The 19192-nt window shown below is 72.8% G+C and carries 21 protein-coding genes; 11 read left to right on the forward strand and 10 right to left on the reverse strand.

What is annotated here, in order from left to right:
- Positions 1-355: 355 nt before the first annotated feature.
- The gene (locus ABZT47_RS13730) at positions 356-943 is read left to right on the forward strand and encodes a TIGR00730 family Rossman fold protein (protein ID WP_354840638.1); all 588 of its coding nucleotides are present in this window, start codon (positions 356-358) and stop codon (positions 941-943) included.
- A gap of 12 nt (positions 944-955) precedes the next feature.
- On the opposite strand, the gene ABZT47_RS13735 is transcribed toward ABZT47_RS13730, so the two are convergent.
- Positions 956-1240, reverse strand: a complete 285-nt coding sequence (locus ABZT47_RS13735) for a hypothetical protein (RefSeq protein WP_354840391.1) — start codon at positions 1238-1240, stop codon at positions 956-958.
- Between the two features lie 154 nt (positions 1241-1394).
- Between ABZT47_RS13735 and ABZT47_RS13740 the strand changes: the two genes are divergently transcribed.
- Positions 1395-2198, forward strand: coding sequence for a hypothetical protein (locus tag ABZT47_RS13740; RefSeq protein ID WP_354840394.1), 804 nt, complete (start codon positions 1395-1397; stop codon positions 2196-2198).
- Positions 2188-2745: a DNA-3-methyladenine glycosylase I gene (locus ABZT47_RS13745; protein WP_354840396.1), complete on the forward strand. Its 558-nt coding sequence runs from the start codon at positions 2188-2190 to the stop codon at positions 2743-2745. Before ABZT47_RS13740 ends, ABZT47_RS13745 begins: the two co-directional genes overlap by 11 nt.
- A gap of 14 nt (positions 2746-2759) precedes the next feature.
- On the opposite strand, the gene ABZT47_RS13750 is transcribed toward ABZT47_RS13745, so the two are convergent.
- Positions 2760-3572: an enoyl-CoA hydratase-related protein gene (locus ABZT47_RS13750; protein WP_354840399.1), complete on the reverse strand. Its 813-nt coding sequence runs from the start codon at positions 3570-3572 to the stop codon at positions 2760-2762.
- A complete protein-coding gene (locus ABZT47_RS13755) occupies positions 3572-4396 on the reverse strand; it encodes a PaaX family transcriptional regulator C-terminal domain-containing protein (protein WP_354840401.1) in 825 nt (274 codons plus the stop codon). The genes ABZT47_RS13750 and ABZT47_RS13755 overlap by 1 nt, the downstream gene beginning before the upstream one ends.
- 143 nt (positions 4397-4539) lie before the next feature.
- Between ABZT47_RS13755 and ABZT47_RS13760 the strand changes: the two genes are divergently transcribed.
- On the forward strand, positions 4540-4707 hold the full coding sequence (locus ABZT47_RS13760) for a DUF3117 domain-containing protein (protein ID WP_114033903.1): 168 nt from the start codon (positions 4540-4542) through the stop codon (positions 4705-4707).
- A 104-nt stretch (positions 4708-4811) separates the two neighbouring features.
- Positions 4812-6251 (forward strand): leucyl aminopeptidase, encoded by a 1440-nt coding sequence (locus tag ABZT47_RS13765; protein WP_354840403.1) that lies wholly within the window; start codon positions 4812-4814, stop codon positions 6249-6251.
- Between the two features lie 107 nt (positions 6252-6358).
- Here the strand turns inward: ABZT47_RS13765 and ABZT47_RS13770 are convergent, their stop codons facing one another.
- Positions 6359-7009, reverse strand: a complete 651-nt coding sequence (locus tag ABZT47_RS13770) for an O-methyltransferase (protein ID WP_354840405.1) — start codon at positions 7007-7009, stop codon at positions 6359-6361.
- Between the two features lie 187 nt (positions 7010-7196).
- Here ABZT47_RS13770 and sigE point away from each other — a divergent pair, with 187 nt between their 5' ends.
- From sigE to ABZT47_RS13790, 4 genes are all read left to right on the forward strand, one after another.
- Positions 7197-7856: an RNA polymerase sigma factor SigE gene (gene sigE / locus ABZT47_RS13775; protein ID WP_354840408.1), complete on the forward strand. Its 660-nt coding sequence runs from the start codon at positions 7197-7199 to the stop codon at positions 7854-7856.
- Positions 7853-8380 carry an anti-sigma factor gene (locus ABZT47_RS13780; protein ID WP_354840411.1) on the forward strand — a complete coding sequence of 176 codons (528 nt, stop codon included), beginning with the start codon at positions 7853-7855 and terminating at the stop codon, positions 8378-8380. The genes sigE and ABZT47_RS13780 overlap by 4 nt, the downstream gene beginning before the upstream one ends.
- 227 nt (positions 8381-8607) lie before the next feature.
- Complete coding sequence (locus ABZT47_RS13785; protein WP_354840414.1) at positions 8608-10332, forward strand: trypsin-like peptidase domain-containing protein; 1725 nt, start codon at positions 8608-8610, stop codon at positions 10330-10332.
- A 119-nt stretch (positions 10333-10451) separates the two neighbouring features.
- Complete coding sequence (locus ABZT47_RS13790) at positions 10452-10847, forward strand: sec-independent translocase (protein ID WP_354840417.1); 396 nt, start codon at positions 10452-10454, stop codon at positions 10845-10847.
- Positions 10848-11044: 197 nt separating this feature from the next.
- Here the strand turns inward: ABZT47_RS13790 and ABZT47_RS13795 are convergent, their stop codons facing one another.
- From ABZT47_RS13795 to ABZT47_RS13805, 3 genes are all read right to left on the reverse strand, one after another.
- Entirely contained in the window at positions 11045-12184 is a 1140-nt protein-coding gene (locus tag ABZT47_RS13795) for an Mrp/NBP35 family ATP-binding protein (RefSeq protein WP_354840420.1), read from the reverse strand.
- Between the two features lie 272 nt (positions 12185-12456).
- Positions 12457-12960, reverse strand: a complete 504-nt coding sequence (locus ABZT47_RS13800) for a DUF1003 domain-containing protein (protein WP_354840423.1) — start codon at positions 12958-12960, stop codon at positions 12457-12459.
- A complete protein-coding gene (locus ABZT47_RS13805; protein ID WP_354840426.1) occupies positions 12950-14242 on the reverse strand; it encodes a CBS domain-containing protein in 1293 nt (430 codons plus the stop codon). Before ABZT47_RS13805 ends, ABZT47_RS13800 begins: the two co-directional genes overlap by 11 nt.
- A 143-nt stretch (positions 14243-14385) precedes the next feature.
- On the opposite strand from ABZT47_RS13805, the gene ABZT47_RS13810 reads away from it, so the two are divergent.
- A complete protein-coding gene (locus ABZT47_RS13810) occupies positions 14386-15408 on the forward strand; it encodes a DMT family transporter (protein ID WP_354840429.1) in 1023 nt (340 codons plus the stop codon).
- Positions 15409-15815: 407 nt separating this feature from the next.
- On the opposite strand, the gene ABZT47_RS13815 is transcribed toward ABZT47_RS13810, so the two are convergent.
- On the reverse strand, positions 15816-16385 hold the full coding sequence (locus ABZT47_RS13815; RefSeq protein ID WP_354840432.1) for a biotin transporter BioY: 570 nt from the start codon (positions 16383-16385) through the stop codon (positions 15816-15818).
- Between the two features lie 144 nt (positions 16386-16529).
- Here ABZT47_RS13815 and ABZT47_RS13820 point away from each other — a divergent pair, with 144 nt between their 5' ends.
- Positions 16530-17471 (forward strand): CoA ester lyase, encoded by a 942-nt coding sequence (locus ABZT47_RS13820; protein WP_354840434.1) that lies wholly within the window; start codon positions 16530-16532, stop codon positions 17469-17471.
- A 15-nt stretch (positions 17472-17486) separates the two neighbouring features.
- Here the strand turns inward: ABZT47_RS13820 and ABZT47_RS13825 are convergent, their stop codons facing one another.
- Positions 17487-18071, reverse strand: a complete 585-nt coding sequence (locus tag ABZT47_RS13825) for a DUF6529 family protein (protein ID WP_354840437.1) — start codon at positions 18069-18071, stop codon at positions 17487-17489.
- 120 nt (positions 18072-18191) lie between these two features.
- Positions 18192-18884 (reverse strand): hypothetical protein, encoded by a 693-nt coding sequence (locus tag ABZT47_RS13830; RefSeq protein WP_354840440.1) that lies wholly within the window; start codon positions 18882-18884, stop codon positions 18192-18194.
- Positions 18885-19192 lie beyond the last annotated feature (308 nt).

Raw genomic sequence — 19192 nt, forward strand, 5'->3', positions numbered from 1 at the left:
GGCCGCCTCGGGGAGTCAGTCTGGAAACCTGGCCGAAACAAGTCAAGGCCATCGCGAAACTTTCGGATTCCCTGAAGTTCGCATATGCGCTCTGACCTCGGTTATAGCGGTCTGAAAATTGCGGTCGCATCGGGCCGAGGAACGACATCGGGGTGTAACTTTCATCACCGCCCTCGCGAAGCCGGGTGCGGTGGCGGCCATAACGGCAGATGAGTCCCTCCGCCGCGTTCGCCGGCCGTCGCGCGCCTCGCCCTGGGGCCTTGACTGCGCGTTCCGGCTCGTATTTGCTCCGCCCAACCACCACCTCGACCGATCCGACCGAGAAGGGGGCGCGATGTAAGGTGACGCCGTGGCAATGGCGATTTGTGTGTTCTGCGCGTCCAGCCAGAAGATCGATCAGAAGTACCTCGACCTCGCGGAGGAGGTCGGCACCGAGCTGGCCCACAGGGGGCACACCCTTGTCAGCGGCGGAGCCACGGTCTCGTGCATGGGCGCGATCGCCGGCGCCGCCCGCCGGGCCGGCGGGCGCACGGTGGGCGTGATGCCCCAGGCGCTGGTGGACCTGGAGATCGCCGACACCGACTCCGACGAGCTGATCATCACGGGCGACATGCGGGAACGCAAGGGGACCATGGACGCGCGCTCGGATGCGTTCCTGGTGCTGCCCGGCGGCATCGGCACGCTGGAGGAGCTTTTCGAGATCTGGACCGCGCGCGTGCTCGGCCTGCACGACAAGCCGCTGGTCATCCTGGACCCGTGGGGCCTGTACGAGCCGCTGCGCCGCCTGGTCGACGGCATGTACGAGCAGGGCTTCACCCGCCCGAACGTCTTCGACGCCATCTCCTGGACCACGACGGTCACCGAGGCCCTGGAACACCTGGAGAAGCCCGCGCTGCCCCTCACCCCCCACCCCGACGAGATCGGCGAGTCGGCCACCGGCTGACCGGCCCCCCGTTCAGGCGAGGCCGCGGCGGGCCAGGGCCGGGGGACGCCTGCCGGCGAGCGACTCGGTCATGTCGACCGCGCGCCGCACCTGCTCCTCGTGGTCGGTGCGGAAGACGCGGGCCCCCAGCCAGGCGAACACCGCCGCCGCGGCGAGCTGGGCGGTCTCGTCGCCCGACAGGGTCACCACGACGGTGCGCCCGGCGCCGGCGAGTCGCTCGACCTCGGCGGCCGACCGGGCCACCGCCCAGGAGGGGTCGAGCGGGCGGTCGGGGCCGGTCACGAGCACGGGCGTCATGCGACCGATGCTGCCATACAGGTGCCGCCATACCGGTGCCCCATGCCGGTCGCCTCACCCGGCGGGCCACTCCGAGCAGCCCCTCCGCTGATGCGTGGCGGCGTACGGGATCAACAAGGCGCGCTCAAAGGCACCCATGTGGCACGATTCGTATGTGCTGGTCCTTCTCGCTGTCGCCGCGATCGCCGTGCTGTACTGCGTGGTCATCGTCTCGCAAGGGCGCGGCGGCGAGCTGACGGAGTTCGCCCCCGACGTCCCGCCCCTGGAACTGCCCACTCCGCGGCAGCTCACGGCCGTCGACTTCATGGCGCTTCGGCTGCCGATGAGCCTGGTCGGCTACCACACACAGACGGTGGACGAGACGCTTCAGCGGGCCGCGGTGGCCATCGGCGAGCGTGACACCCACATCGCCGTGCTGGAGCAGCGCGTCGCCGAACTGCTGGCGGGGCGCGTCCAGGCCCGTCAGGAGGCGCAGACGCGGCCGTCCTGGGCGCCCGCCCCCGAATCGGGGCCGGTCAGGAAGGGCCAGGGGCTGGCCGCCGCGCCGCACCCCCTCGGCGAGTCCGAGACGCTGTCCTCCGGGCCGGAGGGCCCGTCGCGGTACGACGGCGCCACGGGGCCCCGGGTGATCGCGACGTCGGAGCCCATCGCGATGCCGGAGGAGTATCCCGCGCCGCCGAGGACCTTCTCGGGCCTGACGGCCCGCCCGCTGGACGAGCGGCCGGCGGAGGAGGGGACCGCCTCGGGGCTGGGCAGGCGCTCACCGGACCCCGAGCCGGGCTCGAAGCACCACCGGCCGCCCGCGCCGGAGGCGCCGCGGGACGCCGGCGCCGCCGCGCCCGAGCCGGACGGCGAACCGCCCGCAGGGCACGACGCCCCAGGCGGCGACACCGCCACGGCGGACGACCGCCCCGAGTCCACCGGCCAGAGCGGTAACCTCGACGTTCGTGGAACCTGAGCTCATCAGATGCGGCTGGGCGACCAGCGCTCCGGACTACATCTCCTACCACGACGATGAATGGGGCCGGCCGGTCCGCGGCGATGACCTGGTGTTCGAGCGGCTGACGCTCGAAGGCTTCCAGTCGGGCCTGTCGTGGCTGACGATCCTGCGCAAACGCGAGAACTTCCGCAAGGCGTTCTCCGGGTTCTCCATCGAGGCGGTCGCCGCGTTCGGTGAGGCCGACGTGGAGCGGCTGCTCGCCGACGCGGGCATCATCCGCAACCGGGCCAAGATCGAGGCGGCGATCGCCAACGCCCGCGCCGCCGCCGCGATCCCCGGCGGGGTCTCCGAGCTGGTCTGGCGCTACGCCGACCCCTCCTCGCCCGCGCCGCGCACCCTCGCCGACCTGCGGTCGACCACGCCCGGCTCCACGGCCCTGGCCAAGGAGCTCAAGCGCCACGGCCTGCGCTTCATCGGCCCGACCACGGCCTACGCGCTGATGCAGGCCATCGGCCTGGTCAACGACCACGTCGCCGACTGCTGGGTGCGCGACGGCATCGCCTGAGAACGGCGGAGGCGTCAGCGGCCCTCGTAGACAGGCCGCTGCTTGGCCAGGAACGCGCGGGTGGCGCTGTGGTGGTCCTCGGTCTTGGCGCAGGCGTCCTGCAGGTCGGCCTCCATCGAAAGGGCGTCCTCCAGAGGTTGCGCCGCGGAGAAGTCCAGGGCCTGCTTGATGGCGCCGTACGCGAGCGTGGGGCCCTGCGCGAGGCGCACGGCCAGGTCACGGGCGCTCCGCGCCAGCTCCTCGGCCGGCACGACCGAGGTCACCATGCCGAGCCGCGCCGCCTCGGCGGCGTCCACGGGGTCGCCCAGCATCAGCAGCTCGCGCGCCTTGGCCGCTCCGACCAGACGAGGAAGGGTCCACGAGGCGCCGGAGTCGGGGCCGAGGGCGATGGCGCTGAAGGCCATCGCGAAACGGGCGTTCTCCGCCGCGACCCTGAAGTCGCACGCCAGCGCCAGCGACACGCCCGCGCCCGCGGCGTAGCCGTTCACCGCGGCCACCACCGGCTTGCCCATGCCGGTGATCGCCAGGACGATCGGGTTGTAGTGGGCGCGGACGGTGTCGTCCAGACCGGCCCCGGCCGCGAGGTTCTCGGCGTGCTCGCGCAGATCCTGGCCGGCGCAGAACCCGCGCCCGGCGCCGGTGAGCAGCACGGCGCGCACGTCCGCCTCGTCCCGGGCGCGTTCGAGCGCTTCGAGCAGGGCCGCCTTCATCACGATGGTCAGGGCGTTCATCGCGTCGGGACGGTTGAGCGTGATCGTCGCGACGCCCTGCTCGACGGCGTAGAGCACCTGCTCGCCGCCGGGCCGCGCGTCCATCGGCTGCTCCATCAGTGGACTCCTTTGTCCAGGTTGCGGTCGACGAAGGCGGCGGCCGCCGGGAGCAGCCGGGCCGCCTCCTGTTCGAAATAGGCACGGGCCTTGTCGCCCGGCCAGGCGGGCGGGAGGAGCTCGGCCGGCAGGCCGGGATCGCGGAACAGGAAGTTGCGCCATCCGTGGACCAGCCTGCTCCGCGCGGCGAAGATCTGGTCGTCCGGGGCGTCGCACGAGACGGCCCCGACCAGGTCGGCGGCCTGCCCCATCCACTCCTCGTAGGCCCGCGCGATGGCGCCCAGGTCCCACGCGCGGGCCACCAGCTCGCGCGGGTCACCGTCCAGAGTGCTCACGAAGCGGTCGGCGCGGACCCGCTGCTCCTCCAGCAGGGCGTCCAGCTCCGGCGAGGCGCGCGGCCCGACCCAGGTGGTCTCGCACAGGGGGGCGTAGCCGAGGAAGGCCAGGTCGGCACGCAGCCGCTCGCGCCTGGCCCGGTCGCGTACCGGCTGGAAGACCAGCACGTGCCACCGGCCCGGCCACACCGCCGAGCCCGTGCGGTAGATGCGCGAAGCGGCCTCGTCCAGGCGGCGCAGGCACTTCGGCGTGAGCGCGTACCCCGGCCCCTGGGCGAGCCGGACGGGGGTGAGCCAGTCCTGCCGCACCATCCGCGAGATCGCCGTGCGGACCGCCGGAGCGGCGATGTCGAGGGGGGCCAGCAGCCGCACCAGGGCGGCCACGGACGCCCGTCCGGAGCGGATGCGCAGGTGGTCGCCGTAGAGGTCGAAAAGCGCGGCGCGGGCGTTCACATAGACCAGTTTGATCGGCCGCAGGGCCCCGGACAACGCATTCTGGGAGGAGATCGTTACCCATGCGCGCTCGCGAGGCGGGATAATGGGACGTCACAGAAGACGTGAAAGCGGCGGGCGGCCGGGCGCGCACACGGGCGCGGCGGTGTCGTCCGGCCGAGGCAGGAAGGGATACACGCATGGCGGCGATGAAGCCGCGGACTGGCGACGGTCCGCTGGAGGTCACCAAGGAAGGACGGGGCATTGTCATGCGGGTCCCTCTGGAGGGTGGCGGCCGGCTCGTCGTCGAACTCTCACCGGACGAGGCCAGAGCCCTTGGCGACGCTCTGAAGAACGTCGTCGGCTGACATACCCCTGATACGACCCATCGACACAGGCGACTTGACGGCCCCGGCGGCCGGGTCAGACCCCATGCCGGGGCTGTCGCACTTTCCAGGCCGGGGAGGCCACCATGCCCATCGAGACCGAGCTGAGCTTCGTCGACTCGCCCGCGCAGGACGCCGACCTGCTGGCGGTGCCGTTCGGGAGCGAACTCACCGCCGAGGTGGAACTGCCCGTTCCGGTCCCCGCCCTCCTCGCCCACCACGACGCCAAGGGCGAGCCCGGCGAGGTCGTGGAGGTGCCGGTTTCGCACGGCGACGCGGTGCGGCGGGTCCTGCTGTACGGCATCGGCGACGGCGGGCCGCGCGCCCTGCGCAAGGCCGGCGGCGTGCTCGCCCGGCGGGCCCGGGGACGCCGGGCCATCGACATCGCCCTGCCCCCCGGCGCCGGTGAGGCGGGCTGGGCCGCCCTGGCCGAGGGAGCGCTCCTGGGCTCCTACACGATGCGCATCGGGGCGGTCCGGGCCAGGGCCGTCGAGGAGATCCGCCTGTCGGGCCCCGAGCGGGCCCGCGCGGCCGTCGAGCGCGCCGAGGTGACCGCCCGCGCCACGGCCCTCACCCGCGACCTGGCCAACACCCCGTCCTCGGAGAAGAACCCCGCCTGGCTGGCCGCCCGCGCCGCCGAGATCGCCGGGCGCGAGGGCCTCGGGGTCAAGGTGTGGGAGCCGCGCGAGCTGGCCGAGGGCGGGTTCGGCGGCATCCTGGCGGTGGGCCAGGGGTCGGTGAGCACGCCGCGGCTGATCCAGCTCTCCTACGAGCCCGAGGCTCCCGCGGGCCCGCACATCGTGCTGATCGGCAAGGGCATCACCTTCGACAGCGGCGGGTTGTCCCTCAAGCCGACCGAGGGCATGAAGTTCATGAAGACCGACATGGCGGGCGGCGCCGTGGTGATCGCCGTGCTCGGGGCGCTGCGCCGGCTCGGCGTGCGGGCGCGCGTCACCGGCCTGGTCGCCGCCGCCGAGAACATGCCCTCGGGCAGCGCGCAGCGGCCCGGCGACGTGATCACCCACTACGGCGGCCGCACGGTGGAGGTGCTCAACACCGACGCCGAGGGAAGGCTCGTGCTCGCCGACGCCCTGGCCTACGCCGACGACGTGCTGGAGCCCGACACCGTCATCGACCTGGCCACGCTCACGGGCGCCGTCGGCATCGCGCTGGGACGCGACATCGGCGCGGTGTACTCCACCGGCGACGACCTGGCCAAGGAACTGCTGGAGGCGGGCGCGAGGTCCGGCGAGGCGCTGTGGCGGATGCCGCTCATCGACGAGTACCGCGCCGCGCTCGACTCCGAGATCGCCGACCTGACCAACGTGGACTCCGCGAACAAGTACGGCGGGGGCTCCATCACCGCGGCGCTGTTCCTGCGCGAGTTCACCGGCGGGCGGCGCTGGGCCCACCTCGACATCGCCGGCGTGGCCCGCACCACCGCGGACGACGGGGTCTTCACCAAGGGCGCGACGGGGTTCGGCGCCCGCCTGCTGCTCGACTGGTTCACCGCGCACTACGCCTGAGCCGGGCCGGCCGCCGGCCACGCCTCAACCAGGTCGACCGCCGGCCACGCCCGGACCGGGTCCACCGCGCACCACGCCTGAGCCCGGCCCGCCGTCCGTGCCCGCCGTCAGTTGGCGATCTTGACGGCGGCCAGGAGGCCGTCGCCCAGCGGCATCATCAGCGCGCGCAGCCGGTCGTCCGACCTGATCAGCTTGCCCAGCTCGCGGATCGCCACGGTGTCCGGGTCGCGCTGCGCCGGGTCGGCGACCCGGTTGTGCCACAGCGCGTGGTCGAAGGCGACGATGCCGCCGAGCCGCAGCAGGCGCACGGCCTCCGCCAGGTAGTCGCCGTACTCCTGCTTCGCGGCGTCGCAGAACACCATGTCGTAGCCGCCGTCGGCCAGGCGCGGCAGAACGTCCAGGGCCCTGCCGCCGATCAGGCGCACCCTGCTGCCGGAGAACCCGGCTTCCGCGAAGGCGTGCCGTGCGAGCCTCTGGTGCTCGGGCTCGGCGTCGACGCTGGTCAGCGTGCCGTCGGGACGCATGCCGCGCAGCAGCCACAACCCCGAGACGCCGCAGCCGGTGCCGACCTCGACCACGGACCTGGCGCTGATCGCCGTGGCGAGGAAGCACAGGGCCGCGCCGCCGCCGGGCAGGATCGGGACGGCGCCCACCTCCATGCCGCGCCGTCTCGCGGCGCTGAGCACCTCGTCTTCGGAATGGAACTCCTCCGCGTAGGCCAGCGTGGCCTCCACCGGACTGGTCGGCGTCGGGGCCATCGGCCTCTCCTCCCCGCCTTCGCCGTGGCACGTATTGGTCGCAGCCTAGGGGAGTCGGGGCCGAACGGGAACTCACGCCACAACGGGTACGTTGCACGCTTTGAACGACCTTTGTTCAAGGCCTTCGAAGAACACGGTCCGGCCTCAATGGCCGGTGGGTACGCAGGAAGGGACGAAAGCAGGCACTATGGCTGTAGCGGTGGTCCCGGAGAGAGGAGTGCTGGTGGAGGACAACCACCAGGCCGATACTCCCGACAGTGCGTCGCCGGGGAGCGATCCCCGGCTACCCGACGGAGGTTGGACGCCTCCCACATGGGAGGAGGTCGTCCGCGCCCATTCGGCGCGCGTCTATCGCCTCGCCTACCGGCTGACCGGAAACGTCCACGACGCCGAGGACCTCACGCAGGAGGTCTTCGTCCGGGTGTTCAGGTCGCTGTCGAGCTACACGCCGGGCACCTTCGAGGGCTGGCTGCACCGCATCACGACGAACCTGTTCCTCGACATGGCGCGGCGCAGGCAGCGCATCCGCTTCGAGGGGCTCGGCGACGACGCGGGGGAGCGTCTGCGCGGCCGCGAGCCGTCCCCGGCGCAGGTGTACGACGACGCCCAGCTCGAACCGGACATCCAGGCGGCGCTCGACTCGCTGCAGCCGGAGTTCCGCGCCGCGGTGGTGCTCTGCGACATCGAAGGCCTGTCCTATGAGGAGATCGCGGCGACGCTCGGCGTGAAGCTGGGCACCGTCCGCAGCCGGATCCATCGCGGTCGCAGCCAGTTGCGCGAGGCGCTCGAGCACCGTGCGCCCCGTCGCGACGAACTCCCCCCGACCGTCAGCAGGGAGGGAGCATGAGCCATCTCGGAGAGCGCGCCTCAGCGCTGATCGACGGAGAGCTCGGCCACGCCGAGCGCGAGCGCGCCCTGGCGCACCTGACGTTCTGCGCGGACTGCCGCGCGGAGCTGGACGCCATGCGGGCGCTCAAGAGCCGTCTCAGGTCACTCGAACCGCCCGCCGTGCCGGCGGACCTCACCATGTCCCTGCTGCGGATGTCCGAGCCGGGGGGCCCCGTCCCGCCGCGCGTGCGTCCCTTTCCCACTCCGTCGTACTCGCTGAACGGCGCCCCGGCCGACAACCGGCCGGGCCGCCGCGGCGGCTTCTCGGGGCCGGGACGGCAGGCGGGCGGCCGCCGCGCCGGGTACGTCGCGGTCGGCGTCGCCTCGGCGGCCGTCGCGCTCGGCACCTTGTTCATGGTGGGCGGCGTGAACAACCGGCCGCCGGCGCCGCCGGTGGAGATGTTCGCCAACCAGCACCGGGCGACCGCGCCGGCCGGCCAGGTCGTGCCCGGAAGGGGCGTCACGCCCACCAGCCACCCCTGACGCCCGGCCCGCGCAGGGCCGCGCCGTCAGGCCGGGAGCCGGTCCCGTGCGGGCCGCTCCCGGCGCTGTAGTGGCTCCAGAGGCCGGTCAGCGAGCCGTCCGGTCTACGTCACGGCCGGGGCGGGCATACGATCGGGGGGACCCGTCAGGGCGTTTACGGCGCTCGTATGCGGTCCGAGCGACAATCTGTCGTAGCCACGTAGACCGGCCTCGGGAGTGAGCCTTCGATGACCGACGAGACACGTACCTTCGACAGCGGGGACGTGGCCACTCCACCCCAGCGGTCCGGGGATGGCTCGACATCGGAGTCTCCAGGCGGCGGCATGCGGGTCAGGCCCGAGTTCCTGCCCGCGTCCGACGCCTGGCCGTCCGGCGAGCCGGGGCGCGACCCTTTCGCGGGTGAGCACTCCGGCCAGGGGCGTGAGGCCTCCACCGCCCAGTACGGGGCGCAGGGGCGCGATCCGTTCGCCGCCGAGCCCGGCGCCCCGGCGCGCGACCCGTTCACCGCCGAGGGCGGCACCATGGCGTTCGGGGCCGAGGGCCACCGTCCGGCCCCGCACTCCGGCGACGCCACCGGACTGATCCCCTTCGCCGCCGAGGGCAGGCGGCCCGGTGACGACTCCGCCTCCGGGTGGGGCAACCCCGCCGGCGGCCCGCTGCCGCCCTCGCCGGGAGGCCCTGGAGGTCCGGGAGGCCCCGCGGGCTTCGGCGGCCCCGGTGGCTTGTACGGCGCGCCGCCGCCCCCGCCTCCGCGCGGCGCCTACGGCATGGGCCCCGGCTGGGCGCCGCCGCCCGGCGCGCCGCCGGCCGAGACCGGCGGCTCCGGCTCGCGCGGCCCGCGCACCGGCGTGCTGGCCACCCTCGCCGTCGTCATCGCGCTGGTCGCCTCGATTCTCGGCAGCCTCGGCACCTACCTGCTCACCCGGTCCGGCGGCTCGGGCATCAACCCCTCCTACAGCCTCGGCACGCCGAGCGGCGTGGTCGTCAACCGTCCTCCCGACTCCGTGGCCGGCGTGGCCTCGAAGGTCCTGCCGAGCGTCGTCTCCCTCGAGGTGCGAGGCAACAGCGAGGCGGGCACCGGCTCGGGCTTCCTGATCAAGGGCGGGTACATCGTCACCAACAACCACGTGGTGGCCGCCGCGGCCCAGACCGGCACCATCAAGGTGACCTTCAACAACAAGAAGTCCACGACCGGCACGATCGTCGGGCGCGACCCGAGCTCCGACATCGCGGTGGTCAGGCCGGCCGACACCTTCGGCGCCCCCGAGATCTTCCTGGGCAACTCCGACCGGGTCGTCGTGGGCGACCCCGTCATCGCGATCGGCTCGCCGCTCGGGTTGTCCGGCACGGTCACCACGGGCATCGTCAGCTCCCTCAACCGCCCGGTCACCGCCGGCGGCGAGAGCGGCTCGGAGTCGTCGTTCATCAACGCCATCCAGACCGACGCGGCGATCAACCCCGGCAACTCGGGCGGCCCGCTGGTCAACGCCGCGGGCGAGGTGATCGGCGTCAACTCGGCCATCGCGACGCTCGGCAACTCCTCCTTGGGCGGGCAGAGCGGCAGCATCGGGCTCGGGTTCTCCATCCCGGTCAACCACGTCCGGCGCATCGCCGAAGAGCTCGTCACCACCGGCACGGCCAAGAAGTCCCGCATCGGCGTCTCGATCGACGAGAACTACACCGGCGAGGGCGTCCGCATCGCCGCCACTCCGCAGGGCGGCCAGCAGCCGGTCACTCCCGGCGGCCCGGCCGACAAGGCGGGGCTCAAGCCCGGCGACGTCATCCTCTCGGTCGACGACACCCCGGTGACCCAGCCGTCGGAGCTGATCGTCACCATCCGCAGCAAGGCGCCCGGCGACAAGGTCACCATCAAGTACCAGCGGAACGGCAGCGAGCGCACCACCACCGTGACCATCGACGCCGTGCCCGTCCCGACGCCGCAGCCGTCCTGATCGGCGTCGGCTCATTGCGCCCCATGCCGGGTCACGCATTACTCTGGGAAGAACCATGTCGCCGTCGGACGAACCCGGCCGACGCCAGGCGTGGGCGTAGGAAAGCGTAGGAGATCACCGTGTTCGGACTCGGCTGGCCTGAGGTCTTGGCACTCGTGGTCATCGCCCTTCTCGTCTTCGGGCCCGAGAAGCTGCCCCAGGCCGCCGCCCAGGCGGGCCGCACGCTGCGGCAGATCCGCCAGATGGCCAACAACGCCAAGAGCGACCTGCAGGAGAACCTCGGTCCCGAGTTCGCCAACTTCGACCCGACCGACCTGCATCCGAAGAACTTCGTCAGGAAGCACCTGCTCCAAGATCTCGAGGACGACTGGAACCGGCCGGCCGCGGACCACACCCCCGGCCAGAGCGAGCCGTACACCGACGCCTACGGCGGCACGGCCGACGTGTACGCCACCACGGCCGGCGACGAGCTCGGTTACGGCGAGATCCCTCCGTACGACGCCGAGGCCACCTGAGCCGCGACGCCGAGGTCGCCTGAGCCCGTGACGCCGGGCCATCTGGCCGGGTGGCGTCCGAGGTCGGCGCGACGGCGAGGCCGGTCCGAGCCGCACGACATGCCGAAGGGCCGCCCCTGAGACCGGGGGCGGCCCTTTCGCGTGTCCGTCGTAGGACGGGCCCTCCCGGTCGCCGAGCGGCCGGAAGGGCGGGGCGCTCAGCGGCCGGACGGGGACAGGCCCAGTTGCAGGCCCTTGAGGCTGCTGGACCGCCTGCTCAGGCCGTCGGCGATGCGCCGCAGCTCGGTGGCGGCGGGGGAGTCGGGGTCGGTGAGCACGAGCGGCTTGCCCTCGTCGCCGCCCTCGCGCAGGCGCAGGTCGATCGGCACCTGGCCGAGCAGCGGGACGCGCGTGCCGAGGGTGCGGGTGAGGCCGTCGGCGACGGCCTGGCCGCCGCCCTCGCCGAACACCGCGATGCGCTCGTCGCAGTGGGGGCAGGGCAGCCACGCCATGTTCTCGATGACGCCGGCGATCTGCTGGTGGGTCTGCGAGGCGATGGACCCGGCGCGCTCGGCGACCTCGGCCGCGGCCTGCTGCGGGGTGGTCACGACCAGGATCTCGGCGCCGGGCATGCGCTGCGCCACCGAGATCGCGATGTCGCCGGTGCCCGGCGGAAGGTCCATCAGCAGCACGTCCAGGTCACCCCAGTAGACGTCCGCGAGGAACTGGTGGAGCGCGCGGTCGAGCATCGGGCCGCGCCACACCACCGGGCTGTTGCCCGGGGGCTTGAACATGCCGACCGAGATGACCTTGATGTCGTGGGCCACCGGCGGCATGATCATGTCTTCGACCTTGGTCGGCCGGTCGCTCACGCCGAGCATGCGGGGGACGGAGTGCCCGTAGATGTCGGCGTCCACGACGCCGACCTTCAGGCCCGAGGACGCCATCGCCGCGGCCAGGTTGACGGTGACCGACGACTTGCCGACCCCGCCCTTGCCGCTGGCGACGGCGAAGACGCGGGTGAGCGAGCCGGGCTTGGCGAAGGGGATCTCCTTCTCGGGGCCCCGGTTGCCGCGCAGGCTCGTCTGCAGGGTCTTGCGCTGCTCGGCGCTCATGACGTCCAGCTCGACCTGGACGCCGCTGACGCCCTCGACCTTGGAGACGGCGGCGGTGACGTCGCGGGTGATCGTGTCGCGCATCGGGCAGCCGGCGACGGTGAGGTAGACGCCGACCCGCACCACCCCGTCGGGGGAGATATCGACGCTCTTGACCATGCCGAGGTCGGTGATCGGCCGGCGGATCTCCGGGTCGTTGACCGTCGCCAGGGCGGCCGTCACCAAATCTGGGGTGGGTGCCATGGATCCATGCTACGAACCCAGGGCCGATCCGACGAACTCCGCCTCTCCTGTAACGGATGGTGGTGATCGGCGAGGACGCCGCGGCGGCTTCACGCGGCCTTCCGGGACGACCGCGCGACGTCCATGGTGACGGAGATCACTCGCGCGGGAGCGGGCCCCGGCGGGCCGGTGGGGCCGGGGAGCACGGCTCGTGGCGCACACCGACCGGCTCCGCGACGCGACGCGGTCGCGCGCGTGCACTGCTCCCGCTGAGCGCCTACTGCCGCTGAGCCCTACTCCCGCTGAGCGCCGCCGGCGCCGTCGGGATGGGCCGGGGACTCGAGGATGTCCTCCCGCAGGTGTTCCAGCTCGAACCTGATGTAGTCGCGGGTCGCCAGCTCGCCCAGCGCCAGGCGCAGCCCGGCGATCTCCCGGGTCAGGTACTCCACCTCGGCCTGGTTGCGCTCGCCCGCCAACCGGTCCTGCTCGCCCTGCACGCGGTCGCGGTCGGCCTGGCGGTTCTGCGCCAGCAGGATCAGCGGGGCAGCGTACGACGCCTGCAGCGACAGGATCAGCGTCAGGAAGATGAACGGGTAGGGGTCGAACGCCAGGTTCGCCGGGGCCAGGGCGTTCCAAAGCACCCACACGGCGATGAACCCGGTCATGTAGACCAGGAAGCGGGCCGTGCCGAGGAACCGGGCGATCTGCTCCGACAGGCGGCCGAACGCCTCGGGGTCGTAGTGCGGGCGGATGGTGCGGCGGATCTCGCGGGGCTGGTCCAGCCGGTTAACCGCCACCGCCCACCTCCCGCGCCTGGCCGCCGGTCGTCCCGGGGAGGCCGTCCCCGTTCGGCTCGCGTTCGTCGCGCTCGCGCCAGTCCGGCGGCAGCAGGTGGTCCAGCACGTCGTCGACCGTGACGGCGCCCACCAGCCGGCCCAGCTCGTCGACCACCGGGGCCGCCACCAGGTTGTAGGTCGCCAGGTAGGACGTCACCCCGGGCAGGGACAGGTGCGGCCTGATGGGGTCGATGCTGCTGTCGATCGCGCCGCCCACGAGCGAGGACGGCGGCTCGCGCAGGAGCCGCTGGAAGTGCGCCACGCCCAGGAACTTGCCGGTCGGGGTCTCGCTCGGCGGCCGGGCGACGTAGACCTGCGCGGCGACGGCGGGGGTGATGTCCTGGCGGCGCAGCTCCGCGAGCGCCTCGGCGATCGTCGCGTGCGGCGGCAGCACGATCGGCGTGCTGGTCATCATGCCGCCGGCGGTGTTCTCGGCGTAGGTCAGCAGGCGCCGGACCGGGGCCGCCTCGCGGGGCTCCATGCGGGCCAGCAGCGCCTCCGCCTGCGCGGCCGGCAGGTCCTGCAGCAGGTCGGCCGCGTCGTCGGGGTCCATGGCGGCCAGCACGTCCGCCGCGCGCTCGGCGTCCAGCCGGCTGAGGATGCCGATCTGGTCGCGCTCGGGCAGCTCCTCCAGCACGTCGGCGAGCCGCTCGTCCTCCAGCGCCGAGGCGATCTCCGCGCGCCGTTTGTCGGGCAGGTGGCGCAGGGCGTTGGCCAGGTCGGCGGGGCGGGTCTCCTCGAAGGCGGCCAGCAGGCCGGCCGCGCCCTGGTCGGCCTGCGCCACGCCGAACCCGGTGACGTCCGACCAGCCCACGACCAGCGTCTCGCCGCGCCGCCGCCGCAGTCCGCGGCCCGCCGCGCCGCGCAGCACCGCGACCTTGGTGATGAGCCACTCGCCGGTCCTGCTCTGCTCCATGGCCAGGTCGAGCACGGTGACCTTCTCGCCGGCGAGGTCGACCGACAGGTCGAGCAGTTCGCCGATGGCCAGGGACTCGGTGGAGTGCTTCTCGAAGCGCCGCAGGTTGATGGTGCCGGTGAAGATCACGGCGTCGGCCTCGATGCTGCGAACCCGGGTGATCGGCAGGAACACCCGGCGGCGTGGCTGCACCTCGACGACCAGGCCGTGCACGCGGGGCGCGTCGTTGGGGCGCATGGCCACCACGATGTCCCTGGCCCGGCCGATCTGGTCGCCCGCAGGGTCGAACACCGGGGTGCCGGCCAGCCGGGCGACGAAGATCCTCACCTACCGCAGCGTACGAGGTCGCGGCACGCGCGCCGCGCCCGGCCCCCGTAAAAGCCGTCTCAACCTACGGTCGCACCTTGATCCCGCCGGACGCCATGTGACAGGATCAAAAGCATCTGACGGTCATTACAGGACGGTGGCGTATGAGAGGCGGAGTGCTCGCCATAGCGGTCGGGTCGGCCACGTGCTTCGGGTTCTCCGGCTCGATGGCGAAACTCGTCGGCCTGGGCGGCCTGACGCCCCTGCAGGCGGTGTGGGTGCGCATGGCGGGCGCCGCGCTGCTGCTGGCCGCGATCCTCGCCGTCTTCCGGCCGCGGGCGCTGCGCGTCCCCAGGGGGCGCCGCGGCTTCTTCACCGCCTACGCCCTGATCGCCGTCGCCGGGGTGCAGGCGCTGTTCTTCCTGGCCATCACCCGTCTGCCGGTCGGCGTGGTGCTGCTGCTGGAGTACGCCTCGCCCGTCCTGGTCGTGTGCTGGGTGCGGCTGGTCCGCCGCGTGCGGCTGCCACGCGCCGCCTACGCGGGGGCGGTGGTCGTCCTCGCCGGCCTCGGCGTCGTGGTGGAGGTCTGGCACGGGATGGCCCTGGACGGCGTCGGCCTGCTGCTCGGCCTGATCGCCTCGGCGTGCTGCGCCGGGTACTTCCTGATGAGCGACGGCTACGGCGACGACGTCGACCCGCTCGGGCTCATCGCCTGGGGCATGGCCGGCGCCGCGCTGGTGCTCGCGCCGCTCGCCCGGCCCTGGGAGGTGCCCTGGAGCGCCTTCGGGACGAGCGTCACCGTCAACGGCCGCACCATCCCCGTGCTCGCCGCCGCGCTCTGGCTCATCGTCGTCGCGACCGTCCTGGCCTACGTCACCGGCGTCACCGCCGTGCGGCGCCTGTCGGCCGCCATCGGGTCGACCGTGTCGTCCCTGGAGGTGGTCGCGGGCGCGGTGATCGCGTGGGCGCTGCTCGCCGAGCGGCTCGGCGCCGCGCAGATCATCGGCGGCGCGATCGTCCTCGGCGGGGCGCTGCTGGCTCAGACCGCCACGTCGGGCGTCAGCCGCACGATCGAGGCGCCCGAGGCCGCCCACCGGCCCGCCAGCCCCGTCGCGTCCGAGGCGTTGAGCCGTTCCTTGACCAGGGCCGCCAGCGCTCCGGCCTCGGTCTCCGACGGCGCCGACTGATCGACCGGCGTGACGTCGGCCTCGAAGGAGACCAACTCGGCTCCGTTGTCCTTGCTGCGCAGCGTCACCCGCACGCGCGAGGACTCGGCGAGGCCGGGAAGCGCCTGCTCCCCGCCGCCGGTGACCAGGTAGATCGCGCCGTCGTGCCAGACGTGCCACGCCAGCCGGTCGCGGCCCGCCAGCGAGACCCACAGGACGCCCGACTTCTTGGCGCCCTCTTCGATCAGCGAGAGACTCATACCTCGCAATCTACGGCCGGGGTCCCGTGCCGTCCCACACCCCGGGCGCCCGCGGTCGCGCGGGCGCCCGAGGAGTCCGCCGGCTCAACGGCTCGGCGGCTGGGCGGCTGGGCGGGCTCACAGAGCTCAGCGGCTCGTGTGGCTCAGTGGCTCATGTGGCTCGCCGGCTCAGCGGCCGGCGAGCTTCCAGGCCGCGGGGAGCAGGCCCGCGGCCGCGACGACCTTGATCGCGTCGCCGATCAGGAACGGCACCACACCGGCGGCGAAGGCGGCAGGGAAGTCCATGCCGGTGGCCACCATCAGCCACGGCAGGCCGACGGCGTAGATGAGCACCGTGCCGAGCGTCATCGTCGCGAGGGTGCGCGCCGGGGTGCGGTCGCCTCCCCGGCCGGCGAGCACGCCGACGACCGAGGCCGCGAGGATGAAGCCGACGACGTACCCCAGCGTGGCGTTGCCGCCCGAAGAGGCGAACCACGGCACCCCGAGCTGGCCGATCAGCAAGTACAGCGACATGCCGAGGAAGGCGCGGGGCAGGCCGAGCGCCGCGCCGGCCAGCAGGACGGCGAAGGTCTGCAGCGTCAACGGCACGGGGGTGCCCGGCAGCGGGATGCTGACCTGCGCCGCGAGCCCGGTCAGGCCCGCCGCCCCCACGACCAGCACGACATCCCGAACCAGCTTTCCGGGGATGAGATCGGACAATACGGCGGGCCGAAGCGCCGCAGAGGCATCAGAAGCCATGACTATCTCCCTTACCGAGGCTATCTACGTCATTGTCCGTACAAACACTCGGAAATCGGTACAGGATCCGTGCCAACAACGGGTCCCCCCCTTTGTGACCGGCCCACAGCGGGCCGAAGAGGCCGGGGAGGCTAGCGTGTGCGCATGCGCTCACGTCGTTCGTGCCTCGCCGTGCCCGGCAGCAACACGCGTTTCCTGGAGAAGGCGCAGGGCCTGCCGGCCGACGAGGTCTTCCTCGACCTGGAGGACTCCGTCGCGCCGCAGGCCAAGGAGCAGGCCCGCAAGAACGTCGTCCAGGCCCTCCGCGAGGGCGACTGGTCGGGCAGGACGCGGGTCGTGCGGGTGAACGACCTGTCCACCGCGTGGACCTACCGCGACGTGATCGACGTCGTCGAGGGCGCCGGGGACGTGCTCGACTGCCTGATGCTGCCCAAGGTCGAGGACGCCGTCCAGGTCGCCTGGCTCGACCTGCTGCTCACCCAGATCGAGAAGGCGGCCGGGCTGCCGGTCGGGCGCATCGGCGTCGAGGCGCAGATCGAGAGCGCCCGCGGCCTGGTCAACGTCGACGCCATCGCCGCCTCCTCGCCGCGCCTCGAGACGCTCGTGTTCGGCCCGGCCGACTTCATGGCCTCGATCAACATGAGGAGTTTGGTCGTCGGGCGGCAGCCCCCCGGATACACCGAGGGCGACGCCTACCACTATGTGCTGATGCGCATCCTGATGGCCGCGCGTACCTTCGACCTGCAGGCCATCGACGGCCCGTACCTGCAGATCAAGGACCTCGACGGGTTCGGCCTGGCCGCCCGCAGGTCGGCGGCGCTCGGCTTCGACGGCAAATGGGTGCTCCACCCGACGCAGATAGAAGCGGCCAACGAGGTCTTCTCCCCCTCACAGGAGGACTACGACCACGCCGAGCTGATCCTCGACGCCTACGAGCACGCCACGACGGTGGACCGCCGCGGCGCGGTGATGCTCGGCGACGAGATGATCGACGAGGCCTCCCGCAAGATGGCCCTGGTCATCGCCGCCAAGGGCCGCGCCGCCGGTCTTCCCCGCACCAAGGCGTTCGAGCCCCCCGCCTCCTGACCGCGCGGCGCCGGCTCAGAAGGTCACGCCGAACGTCGTGAAGAACCAGAACGACGAGGTCAGCCAGAGGCCGGTCAGCGCGGCGAAGGCCAGCCCGCCGAGCAGGGGCAGCGTCCAACCCGGTAGGTCGCGCTTGGGCAGCGAGAGCATCTTGGCGACGAACACCCCGTAGAAGAACGAGCCCAGCAGCGAGTGGACCAGCACCCGCGGCACGTCGAACTGCGCGCCCAGGGCGTACAGGCAGTGGAAGGCCACCGGCACCGACACCAGGAAGGCCGCGCGGCCCGACCAGCGGTGCAGCGTGCCGGTCCAGGACGGGGCCCGCAGGCCGGGGATCCTGCCGTACATCGCGAGCGCCGAGACCAGTTGGACGATCGCGAGCACGAACGCGGCGGTCGCCAGCCACGACTTCATGGCCTGGGCGCCGGAGAAGCCGGCCAGGCCCACGGCGTATCCGGTCGGGGTGTGCGCGCGCCCGTAGACGCCGAGGGCGACGGCCACCAGTCCGCCGACGATGAGGGGGACGAGGTAGGGAGCGGAAACGGAAACCCGCACGGGCGGGTCCTGCCGCTGAACGGGGGGAAGATCGGGGACGGTCATGGCGGGCGTTCCTTGTCGTGAGGGAGATCGTCTGTCCCGGCGGCGACCGGCGGTCGTACGAACGCGCGGGTCGTCCCGGTAGGGGCTGGTCGGAATCGGCGGTCGTCGGGGGCGGCGGCGTCAGAGGGTGTCGATGAAGGCGTCGGTGTCCTCGGGGATCAGTCGCGTGCCGCCGACGGTCACCGGGGAGCCGGGGGTGAGCCTCGGAGCGGCCTGCGCCGCGTCGCCGACGTCCACCAGGCCTACCTGGCGGCCGCCGGGCAGGACGATCCAGCCGCCGACGACCTTGGCGCCGCGGACGACCGCGGTCGCGCGGTACAGGCCCGACGGCTTCTTCACGAGCGGGGCGGAGAAGCGCCACTTGGCCTTGCCGACCTGGAGCCTGCCCTGGGCCTTCCCGCCGCCGAGCGCCGCGGTGATCAGCGAGCCGCCCTTGCCCGTCAGGGTGAGCGTGTTGTTCTCGGCGGTGCCCTTGAGCCACGACTCGATGCGGCCGTCGCAGAAGTAGGCGACCGCCTTGCCGTTCTTGATCGAGACCGCCACCAGCCCGCCGTTGCCCTGGGCGACGCCCGCGTACTCGGCGCGCTTGGGGGTGGGGTCGGCGGGCTCGGCCGGGGGAGAGGCGGACGCGGTCGCGGCGGCCGTCTCGCCGGGCTCCGGAGCGACCGAGGTGGTCGCCTTGGCGACCGGGGCGGAGGCGGAGGAGGCGGAGGCGTTGTCGGTGCGCGGCATGGTCTGCGCGCTCAGGACGCCGATCCCGAGGGCGAGGACCACCCCCGCGCCGAGCGTGTGAAATGGCCCTGGCCTTTTCATGATCTACTCCTGAAGGATGTCGGGTTGTCGCATGCAGCATCGATCCTGGGCACGGCGGCGTCTATGAAGAAATGCGCACAACGGTTGCCAGGATCGAGAGGTTCTCCCAGAGCGCCGGGCGACCGCCGGGCGGTGAGAGGGTGCGAGGACAATGACGTATATGCACGACCCGTCACAGGCGCACCAGCCACAGCCGGAATCCGGGTCCACGGGCCAGGAGCCTCCGCCCGCCGACCGGCCGCCCCACCGGCACCCCGCGCCCGGGAACGGCCCGGCCCCCGCCCAGGGCACACCGGCCCAGAGCACGC

The organism is Sphaerisporangium sp. NPDC005289, assembly GCF_040607455.1.
GTDB classification, from domain to species: Bacteria; Actinomycetota; Actinomycetes; order Streptosporangiales; family Streptosporangiaceae; genus Sphaerisporangium; species Sphaerisporangium rhizosphaerae.